We start from the raw sequence: 2,396 nt of genomic DNA, 5'->3' as shown, positions 1-2,396 counted from the left end.
GTGCGCCACGCGCTGCGCCCGTCGTCCTTCTCGCTGATCACCCTGATCGGGATCAACCTCGGCCGGCTGATCGGCGGGACGGTCATCGTCGAGTACCTGTTCTCCCTGCCGGGCCTCGGTCAGCTGGTCGTCAGCTCGATCACCAGCCGGGATCTCATCACGGTCCAGGGTGTCGTGGTGTTCGTGGCGGTGGTCTACGTGGCGCTGAACATGCTCGTGGACGTCAGCTACACCTGGCTCGACCCGCGGGTCCGCAAGGCGGGAGCGTGAGATGACCCGCCCAGACACCGCGGCCACGGCCGTGGCCGAGCAGAAGATCCCCGCCCCGGCGGCCGTCCTTTTGGGTGCGCCGCTCGTGCCCAGGGTGCGCAGGCCGCGCTCGTTGCTGGTCTACCTGTCCTACGGCTGGCTGGTGCTGGTGATCGGGCTTGCCGTGCTGGCCAACGTGCTGCCGGTCCCGTCCTACACGATCCCGGTCGGCGACCCGCGCCAGGGACCGGGCGGCGGGTTAGACCTGTTGCTCGGGACCGACTCGCAGGGCCGGCCGATGATCGCCCGGGCCGTCTACGGCGCGCAGGTCTCGCTGCTCGTCGGCACGATCGGTGGCCTGCTCGGCGCCGTCATCGGCGCGCTGCTGGGTCTGCTCGCCGGCTACCTCGGGGGGTGGGTCGACTGGATCGTGCGGCTGGTCGCCGACGCGCTGCTGGCGTTCCCGCCGCTGCTCCTGCTGCTCGCGATCTCCTCGATCCTCACCCCGAGCATCACGACGCTGACGGCCGGGCTGACGCTGCTGATCATCCCGACGTTCACCCGGATCGCCCGCGCGAACACGCTGGCGTGGGCGTCGCGCGACTTCATCACGGCCGCCCGGAACATGGGCGCTTCGCGCCGGCGGATCCTGGTCCGGGAGATCCTGCCGAACCTGTTGCCGTCACTGGCGGCCTACCTACCGATCGTGATCTCCGCCCTGATCGTGGCGGAAGGCTCGCTGAGCTTTCTGGGCCAGGGTATTCCGCCGCCGCGGCCGAGCTGGGGTGGAATGATTTCCGAGGGTAAGGACTACCTGGTCGACGCGCCGCACATGGTGCTCGTGCCGGCGCTGATCATCTTCTTCACCGTGTTCGCGCTCAACCAGGTCGGTGACCATCTTCGCCAGCGATTCGACCGCACCCTGCATGATTAGGCCCCGCGACTGGCCACCTTGTTGGACCGCGCGAAATGGTCATCCCGAAGAGAAGGTTCTCCCGGCTCATGAGCACTGAACCAGTCCTGCGGGTGCGTGATCTGCGTGCCCATATCGGTACCACGCGTGGGGTGGTGCGCGCGGTGGACGGTGTTTCCCTGGATCTTGGCCGTGCCCAGGCTTTGGGTGTGGTGGGGGAGTCGGGGTCGGGCAAGTCCGTGATGGCACGGGCGATCATGGGTATTCTGCCTGCCCGGTCGGGGTGTTCGGGTGAGGTGCTGTTCCAGGGCCGGGACCTTCTCGTGCTGTCGCGTAAGGCGCGGGCGCAGGTCTGGGGTAAGCAGATCGCGATGGTGTTCCAGGATCCGGGGCGTTCGCTGAATCCGGTGGTGCGGGTGGAGCGTCAGCTCACCGAGGGAATGCGCAGACATCTGGGGGTGGGACGTTCCGAGGCCCGTGGCCGGGCCCTCGACCTCCTGCGGGAGGTCGGGGTGCCCGATCCGGAGAAGCGGCTGCGCAACTTCCCCCACGAGCTGTCGGGCGGCATGCGGCAGCGGGTGATGATCGCGACGGCGCTGGCCTGCGAGCCCACCCTGTTGATCGCCGACGAGCCGACGACCGCGCTGGATGTCACCGTCCAGCGCCAGATCCTCGACCTGCTGCGCGAGGTCCAGCGCGACCGCGGCATGTCGATGATGCTGATCAGCCACGACCTGGCCGTCGTCGCCGGCCGCACCGACCGGGTCGCGGTGATGTACGCCGGCCGGCTGGCCGAGTCCGGGTCGACCCGGGAGGTGTTCGACGCCCCCCGGCACCGGTACACCCACGCCCTGCTGGACGCGACGCCGTCTCTCGAGCACGTCCGGCACGCCCCGATGCGGCTCATCCCGGGCGCGTTGCCCGACCCGACCAGCCCGCCGGCGGGCTGCCGGTTCGCGCCGCGCTGCGCCCACGTGGACGACGCGTGCGTGCAGCCCGGGCCGGCGATGTCGCCGGTCGGCGCCGACCACGACGTGGCCTGCCTACACCCCGCCGACACCGGGCAGGCCACGGCAGCCGCGGCCGGGGTGGCGGCCGAGGCCGGGAAGTCCCTCGCATGAACAGGCCCAGCACACCCGGAGGTGGTCTCGTTGGCTGGTAGCGGCACCGCGCACCTGCGCGGCGACCAGGCGTTGCTGTCCGTCCGCGACCTGGTCGTCGAGTACCACACCAA

The 2,396-nt window shown here is 70.1% G+C and carries 3 protein-coding genes; all 3 read left to right on the top strand.

Annotated features, from left to right (window positions below):
• Positions 1–270, top strand: a 270-nt coding sequence (locus I6A81_RS40940) for an ABC transporter permease subunit (protein ID WP_203008457.1), incomplete at its 5' end; no start/stop codon positions are given.
• A gap of 1 nt (position 271) precedes the next feature.
• Complete coding sequence (locus I6A81_RS40935; RefSeq protein WP_203008460.1) at positions 272–1,183, top strand: ABC transporter permease; 912 nt, start codon at positions 272–274, stop codon at positions 1,181–1,183.
• 68 nt (positions 1,184–1,251) lie between these two features.
• Positions 1,252–2,283, top strand: a complete 1,032-nt coding sequence (locus tag I6A81_RS40930) for an ABC transporter ATP-binding protein (protein WP_203010513.1) — start codon at positions 1,252–1,254, stop codon at positions 2,281–2,283.
• Positions 2,284–2,396: the final 113 nt, after the last annotated feature.

It is taken from the genome of Frankia nepalensis (assembly GCF_016786325.1).
GTDB classification, from domain to species: Bacteria; Actinomycetota; Actinomycetes; order Frankiales; family Frankiaceae; genus Pseudofrankia; species Pseudofrankia nepalensis.
Note: the sequence above shows the minus strand (reverse complement) of the source record. Positions and strands in the feature narration are given on the sequence as shown.

What these genes read in the sequence shown, in the direction of transcription:
- I6A81_RS40935 (WP_203008460.1), top strand. Translation starts at nt 272, where the DNA reads ATGACCCGCCCAGACACCGCGGCCACGGCCGTGGCCGAGCAGAAGATC.
- I6A81_RS40930 (WP_203010513.1), top strand. Translation starts at nt 1,252, where the DNA reads ATGAGCACTGAACCAGTCCTGCGGGTGCGTGATCTGCGTGCCCATATC.